This is a genomic window from Streptomyces sp. NPDC020362, from assembly GCF_040642095.1.
Classification (GTDB): domain Bacteria; phylum Actinomycetota; class Actinomycetes; order Streptomycetales; family Streptomycetaceae; genus Streptomyces.
The window spans coordinates 1-6,602 of sequence record NZ_JBFAET010000315.1; the positions used below are offsets into that span (position 1 = coordinate 1).

Consider the following 6,602-nt stretch of genomic DNA (forward strand, 5'->3'; position numbering starts at 1 on the left):
GGGGGGGGGGCGGGGGCGCCCCCCCCCCCCGAGGCCGGGGAATGCGAGATGGCGACGGAGCCGCGTTGGGACGACACACAGCCCTCGGAGGAGAGGTACGAGCGTTCGTTCTCCTTCCCGGGTGAGCTGCGCAACGTGACGGGCGCGCGGCTCGCCGCGGAGAACTTCCTGTGCGCACTCGCCCGGGACGCCCCGCCCGGCACGCCGGAGTACTGGGACGACATTCTGCTGGTCGTGACGGAGCTGGCCGCCAACGCCATCCAGTACGCTCCCGGGCCCTTCGCCCTGCGGCTGCGCCGCACCTTCGACGGGGTGCACGTGACGATGCACGACACCAGCACGACCCGGCCCGAGCCGCGGCCCTTCCGTCCGAGTGCGGGCGGCGGCGGCATCGGCTGGCATCTGGTGCACACGCTGTGCAGTCAGGTGAGCGTCGTCGTCGACGACCATGGCAAGGACATCCACGTGTTCCTGCCCTGGTGACCGTCGGATCCGGGCAAGTTCCGGTTACGCCGGCGGCTGCGGGGGCATGCTGGTGCCCACGCGTTCGTCTGCCTGCCGCACCCAGCTGGCGGAACGGCTCGGGGCACGGTGGGATCGATGCGGTGGCAGCGATCCGGGGCACACGGACGGCGTCGAGTCGGAACCGTCTGGAGCCGCAGAAAGGGATGGACACCGTGACACGACCCAGGATCCTGGTGGTCGGAGCAGGCTTCGCCGGAGTCGAGTGCGTCCGCCGCCTCGAGCGGAAACTCGCCCCCGACGAGGCCGACGTCACCCTGGTGACGCCGTACGCCTACCAGCTCTACCTCCCGCTGCTGCCCCAGGTCGCCTCCGGCGTGCTCACGCCGCAGTCGATCGCCGTCTCGCTGCGCCGCAGCAAGAAGTACCGCACCCGGATCATCCCGGGCGGCGCGATCGGCGTGGACCTGAAGGCCAAGGTCTGCGTCATCCGCACCATCACCGACAAGATCGTCGACGAGCGGTACGACTACATCGTGCTGGCACCCGGCAGCGTGACCCGCACCTTCGACATCCCGGGGCTCACCGAGCACGCCTTCGGAATGAAGACGCTCGCCGAGGCCGCCTACATCCGCGACCACGTCATCTCGCAGCTGGACCTCGCGGACGCCAGCGACGACCCAGCCGAGCGTGCCGCACGGCTGCAGTTCGTGGTGGTCGGCGGCGGATACGCGGGCACCGAGACCGCGGCCTGTCTGCAACGGCTCACGCACGCCGCCGTCCAGCGCTATCCGCGCCTCGACCCGGGCCTGATCAAGTGGCATCTGATCGACATCGCGCCGAAGCTCATGCCGGAGCTGGGCGACAAGCTCGGCCGCAGCGCGCAGGAGATCCTGCGCCGGCGCGGCATCGACGTCTCCCTCGGCGTGTCGATCGACAAGGCGGGCCCCGAGGAGGTCACCTTCACCGACGGCCGGGTGGTACCCACCCACACCCTGATCTGGACGGCCGGAGTGGTCGCCAGTCCGCTGATCGCCACGCTCGGCGCAGAAACGGTTCGCGGCCGGCTCACGGTGACCGCCGAGATGACCCTGCCGGGTCACGACGGGGTGTTCGCGCTCGGCGACTCGGCGGCGGTGCCCGACAAGGCCAAGCGCGAGGAGGGCGCGGTCTGCCCGCCCACGGCCCAGCACGCCATGCGCCAGGGCAGGAAGGTCGCGGACAACGTCGTCGCGACGCTGCGCAACCGGCCTCTGGAGCCCTACGTCCACCCGGACCTCGGTCTCGTCGTCGACCTCGGCGGTAAGGACGCCGTCTCCAAGCCCCTGGGCATCGAACTGCGCGGCGTGCCCGCCCAGGCGGTGGCCCGCGGCTATCACTGGTCGGCGCTGCGCACCAACGTGGCCAAGACCCGGGTGATGACCAACTGGCTGCTGAACGCGGTCGCGGGCGACGATTTCGTCCGCACGGGCTTCCAGACGCGCAAACCCCCCCGGCTGAAGGATTTCGAGTACACGGACTCCTATCTGACGCAGGAGCAGGTGCGCGCCCACGTGGAGGGTGGGGCCGCCAAGAGCCCCTGATGTGACGCGCATCACCGGGGACCGCCGATCACTTCCCGGTCGGTCGGCGGTCTTCCTCGGTGATCGACACACGACACACGAGGGGACACACCACCATGACCGAGAAGACCGTGAAGGGCCCGCAGAGCTACTTCCCCTCGATCGAGAAGAAGTACGGCCGCCCGGTCGCCGAATGGCTGGAGCTGATCCGGTCCTCGCCCCTGACCAAGCACATGGAACTGGTGGCCTGGCTCAAGTCCGAGCACGGCCTGGGCCACGGGCACGCCAACGCGCTCGTCGCGCACACGCTGGCCGAAGGCAGGTAGTCGCGGGCGTCGTGCCATGCTGGGGCGGAGATCAAGTTCTGGCACGGGAGAGAGCGCGGCGGCGTGAGGGCAGCGGTTCGGTCGGGGTGGGCACGAATGTGGGACCGGCTTGCGGCATCCGATCCCGGGCTGATCAGGCTCACCGCGGGCCTGCGCACGGTGACCGCCATCGCCCTCACCCTGGCCGTGCTGGCCCTGCTGAGCGTCCCGGTACCGCAGTTGGTCGCGGGGGCCATGACGGCGATGGTCGCGACCTTCGCCGTCCAGGAGAAGCAGCGCTCCCGGCAGGCCGTGACCCTTGCGCTGGGCCTGCCGGTGGCGCTCGCCTCGATGTCGCTGGGCACGCTGCTGAACCAACGGGTCGTGGTGGGCGACGTGTTCTTCGTCGTCCTCATCTTCTGCGCCGTCTACGGACGCCGGTTCGGCGACCGCGGCACCGCCCTGGGCCTGGTCGTCTTCCAGATCTACTTCCTCTCCCTGTTCGTGCACGCGACGCCGTCCGCGCTGCCCGCCCTGTACGGGGTCATCGCCGTGGCGTTCGCCTGCAGCGCCGCCGCCCGCTTCGTGCTGCTGCCGCAGACCCCGGCGGGCACCCTGGACCGGCTGCGCAGGGCCTTCCGGGCCCGGCTCGGGCAGCTGATCACCGCTCAGATCGAGTTGCTGGACGCGGGACCGGAGGACGTGGAGAAGGTCCTGGAGCACCTGCGCACCGGCACCGCGCGTCTGCACGAGACGGCGCTGATGATCCAGGGGCGGCTGGAGGACGGCCCCTTGGACGAGGCGACGGCGCGGCTGCTGCAGCGCCGGATCGCCGACGCCGAGATCGCATCCGAGCGCCTCGGTCTGCTGCTGCTCACCGCGCGCAGCGCCGAGCGGACGGACACCCTCACCCTGCACCTGCCCGGCGCTCCCCTCCCGCCGGGCGGCGAACTGCCCGTCGGGGACGAGGCGACCTCGATGCTGCGCCGGGACCTGGAGGCGCTGCGCCTGCTCGTGCTGCGGCCGGTGGGCGAGGCCTCCGGGACCGCGCTGTCACAGGTGCGCAACCGGCTGCTCGGCTACCGGGAGGAGGAGAACCTGCCGAAGGCCGCTCCGGCCGTGGAGGACGTCTTCCGGGGCCTCGGCGAGGCCGCCCGGGCGGTGCTCGGGCTGCGCATCGCCCTGGACGGGCCGCAGGACGAGTCCGACGACACCCCGGCGACGGCCCGCTCCCGCGAGGAGCTGGACGCCGAGGACGCCGCCATCGAGGGCAGCGAGGAGGACGAGCCCGAAAAGCCGCAGCCGACCGGACTCGGGCGGCCCACCACGAGGGCCGCCGTGCAGGTGGCGGTCGGCTCCTCGCTCGCCATCGCCGGCGGCGAACTGCTCTCCAGCCAGCGCTGGTACTGGGCGGTGCTGACCTGCTGGATCGTGTTCATCAACACCGCCTCCACCGGCGAGATCCTGGTGAAGGGCTACCGGCGGCTGGTCGGCACGGTCCTCGGCGTGGTGGCCGGCATCGTGCTCGCCGGGCTGGTCGGACAGCACACGTGGACGGCGTTCGCGCTGGTCCTGCTGTTCGTGTTCGCGATGTTCTACACCGCGCCCCTGTCCTACACGCTGATGTCGTTCTTCGTGACGGCGATGCTGGGGCTGCTGTACTCCCTGCTGAACACCTACAGCACGTCGGTGCTGGTGCTGCGTGTGGAGGAGACGGCCCTGGGCGCGGCCTGCGGAGTGATCGCGGCGGCGGTCGTGCTGCCGATCGACACCGACCGGCGCACCAATGAGCTGCTCGTCGGCGTCCTCGACGAGCTGGCGGACGTCACCCGAGGCGCCGTGGACCAGCTCAGCGGCGGACCGCCGTACGACCTGGTGGACAAGGCGCGCGATCTCGACCAGGCGCTGGCCGACCTGCGGGCCGCCACCCAGCCGCTCACCCACCCGGTCAGCCCGCTGCGCTCCCGCCGGGACACGGCCCGGTACGTCGTGGCGCTGCTGGAGACCTGTGCCTATCACGCGCGTTCCCTCGCGGCCACCGCCGAGCTGCTGCCCACACACCCGTCGATCGCGGCGGATCCCCGGCTGCGCGGTGCGGGCCGGCGGATCGTGCACAACATCGAGGCGATCGGCGCACGCGTGGCGGACCCTCGGACCGCGGAGCGGATCGAGACCGGCCCCAGCATCGCGTCGATGCTGGAGCCCGGCACCCTGCGCACGCCGCGCTACGGCCGCGTGACCGACCGGGTGCTGAGGCATCTGCAGCGCCTGGACGAGTCGGTGTCGGGTCTGGCCCGGCCGCTTGGCATCACACGGGAACCGTCGGCGAAGTGACCGCACGTCGGCCCTGCGGCCGGCCCAGGGCCTCGGCGCGGACCCGGGCACAGCTGCGGCTGATGAGCCGGGAGACGTGCATCTGGGAGATGCCGAGCCGGTCGGCGATGCGGCTTTGCGTCATGTCCTCGAAGAAGCGCATGTAGAGGATGGCGCGCTCGCGTTCGGGCAGCCGTCGCAGGCCTTCCTTGGCGGCCTCGCGGTCGACGACGACATCGTAGGAGGAGTCCGTGGCGCCGAGCATGTCGGCGAGGCTGCAGCCGTCCTCACCGGTGGCCGCCTCGGCGTCCAGCGACAGGGTGCTGAAGCTGTCCAGGGCCTCCAGGCCGGCGGCGACCTGCTCCTCGGTGAGGCCGGTGCGGACGGCGAGGTCGGCGGCGGTGGGTTCGGGGGTGCCGGGGTGCTGGGTGAGTTCGCGGCGTGCCACGCGTACGCGGTTGCGCAGCTCCTGGACCCGGCGGGGCACCCGGACCGCCCACATCCGGTCCCGGAAGTGCCGCTTGACCTCGCCGGTGATGGTCGGCACCGCGTAGCTCTCGAAGGCCCCCCGCGCCGGGTCGAACCGGTCGACGGCCTTGACCAGCCCGAGCGCGGCCACTTGGCGCAGGTCCTCCACGGCCTCCCCGCGGTCGCGGAAGCGGCCGGCGATCCTGTGGGCCATGGGCAGCCACGCGGTGACCAGTGCGTCGCGTACGGCGTCCCGCTCGGGGCCGTCCGCCAGGTCCGCCAGCCGGGCGAAGAGGGCCGTGGTGTCGGGGGTGTCGTCATGGGTCCGCCGCGGGGATGCGGCGCAGGCGGTGTCGTGCGTGCCGGTACGGCCTTTCGCCATGTCGGTCAGCATGCGCAATCGCTCCTGAACGAGGATGTAGGGGCACGGACGGAACAGGGGTTCCGGCCGTGCCCGAACGGTGGTGTCAGGGTTCGCCGCGGGTGCGCCGCCGGTCCTGCCGGGAGAGGGCCCGTGGCAGTCGTACGTTCCCGCTGGGCGCGCGCCTCCGGTCCGAAGCACGAGACTCCGCCTGCCCGGCCTCCTCGGCGGCAAACGCCGCTTCCGGTGCCGCGGGGACGGGCCTGGCCGGGGCCGGGGTGAAACAGGTCACCCGACCCGGTCCTGATCGTGCGATTCCGTTCCAGATGGTTTACGGTTCACACATACGTGGTGACGGGGTCGACCGGAAACGTCCCCCTTCATCATCGCGAACGGCCCTGGCTGGTCTCCCCCGTCCAGCCAGGGCTTTTTTCGTCTCCGAACAGGCTTGACCGCACCGATCCGCCTCCTTCGAGGTGCTCGGGACGGTGGCAGCGGCTGAAATGGGCTTGGGGAAAACACCCGACCCGCTGCCGGCGAGGAGTCCCGCGCCATGACCAAAGCGATCAAACTGCTGACCGCCCTCCCGCAGACACAGCGCGAGCGGCTGATGGAGCTGGCCAAGGAGATCTCCTTCCCGGAGGACAGCCGGATCTTCGAGGCGGGCGGCACCGCCGACCGCTTCTGGGTGATCCGCTCGGGCGCGGTCCACCTCGACACACAGGTCACCTCCCGGCAGCGGGTCACCGTCGCCACGCTGGGCGCGGGCGACATGCTCGGCTGGTCCTGGCTGTTCCCGCCGTACGAGTGGGACTTCGGAGCGGTGGCCTTCAGCAACGTACGGGCCTACGAGTTCGACGGGCCCTCGGTGCTCGCGCTGTGCGTGGAGGACCCGCTGCTCGGGCTGTCGCTGGTGCGGACGGTCGCCGAGATCCTCGCCAGCCGCCTGGAGACCACCCGCGGCAAGCTGATGGACCAGTACACGAGCCGGCGCCGCAGCGGCCCCCTCTAGGCCGGCGGGGGCCGGGCGGGGGGCGGCGCCGGGCGCCCAGCCCCCCCCGCCCCCCCCCACGCGCCGCAGCCCCGCCCGTCCCCCAGGGCGACCGCCAGCCCCGCGAAGCACCGCCATCC

6 protein-coding genes are annotated in these 6,602 nt (G+C 71.8%); 5 read left to right on the forward strand and 1 reads right to left on the reverse strand.

Annotation, left to right across the window (positions count from 1 at the left end):
- Window positions 1-48 precede the first annotated feature (48 nt).
- From AB0H32_RS45600 to AB0H32_RS45615, 4 genes are all read left to right on the forward strand, one after another.
- Window positions 49-483, forward strand: a complete 435-nt coding sequence (locus tag AB0H32_RS45600) for an ATP-binding protein (RefSeq protein ID WP_361134753.1) — start codon at window positions 49-51, stop codon at window positions 481-483.
- A 185-nt stretch (window positions 484-668) separates the two neighbouring features.
- Complete coding sequence (locus AB0H32_RS45605) at window positions 669-2,045, forward strand: NAD(P)/FAD-dependent oxidoreductase (protein ID WP_361134756.1); 1,377 nt, start codon at window positions 669-671, stop codon at window positions 2,043-2,045.
- A 95-nt stretch (window positions 2,046-2,140) separates the two neighbouring features.
- On the forward strand, window positions 2,141-2,350 hold the full coding sequence (locus AB0H32_RS45610) for a DUF4287 domain-containing protein (protein ID WP_361134759.1): 210 nt from the start codon (window positions 2,141-2,143) through the stop codon (window positions 2,348-2,350).
- Between the two features lie 96 nt (window positions 2,351-2,446).
- Window positions 2,447-4,663: an FUSC family protein gene (locus tag AB0H32_RS45615; protein WP_361134762.1), complete on the forward strand. Its 2,217-nt coding sequence runs from the start codon at window positions 2,447-2,449 to the stop codon at window positions 4,661-4,663.
- On the opposite strand, the gene AB0H32_RS45620 is transcribed toward AB0H32_RS45615, so the two are convergent.
- The gene (locus tag AB0H32_RS45620; RefSeq protein WP_361134765.1) at window positions 4,638-5,504 is read right to left on the reverse strand and encodes a SigB/SigF/SigG family RNA polymerase sigma factor; all 867 of its coding nucleotides are present in this window, start codon (window positions 5,502-5,504) and stop codon (window positions 4,638-4,640) included. The genes AB0H32_RS45615 and AB0H32_RS45620 overlap by 26 nt on opposite strands.
- Before the next feature lie 520 nt (window positions 5,505-6,024).
- On the opposite strand from AB0H32_RS45620, the gene AB0H32_RS45625 reads away from it, so the two are divergent.
- Window positions 6,025-6,483: a cyclic nucleotide-binding domain-containing protein gene (locus tag AB0H32_RS45625; RefSeq protein WP_361134768.1), complete on the forward strand. Its 459-nt coding sequence runs from the start codon at window positions 6,025-6,027 to the stop codon at window positions 6,481-6,483.
- Window positions 6,484-6,602: the final 119 nt, after the last annotated feature.

Bases quoted from the DNA above. Each gene is read 5' to 3' on its own strand.
- AB0H32_RS45615 (WP_361134762.1), top strand. From the start codon at position 2,447: ATGTGGGACCGGCTTGCGGCATCCGATCCCGGGCTGATCAGGCTCACC.
- AB0H32_RS45625 (WP_361134768.1), top strand. From the start codon at position 6,025: ATGACCAAAGCGATCAAACTGCTGACCGCCCTCCCGCAGACACAGCGC.
- AB0H32_RS45610 (WP_361134759.1), top strand. From the start codon at position 2,141: ATGACCGAGAAGACCGTGAAGGGCCCGCAGAGCTACTTCCCCTCGATC.
- AB0H32_RS45600 (WP_361134753.1), top strand. From the start codon at position 49: ATGGCGACGGAGCCGCGTTGGGACGACACACAGCCCTCGGAGGAGAGG.
- AB0H32_RS45605 (WP_361134756.1), top strand. From the start codon at position 669: ATGGACACCGTGACACGACCCAGGATCCTGGTGGTCGGAGCAGGCTTC.
- AB0H32_RS45620 (WP_361134765.1), bottom strand. From the start codon at position 5,504: ATGCTGACCGACATGGCGAAAGGCCGTACCGGCACGCACGACACCGCC.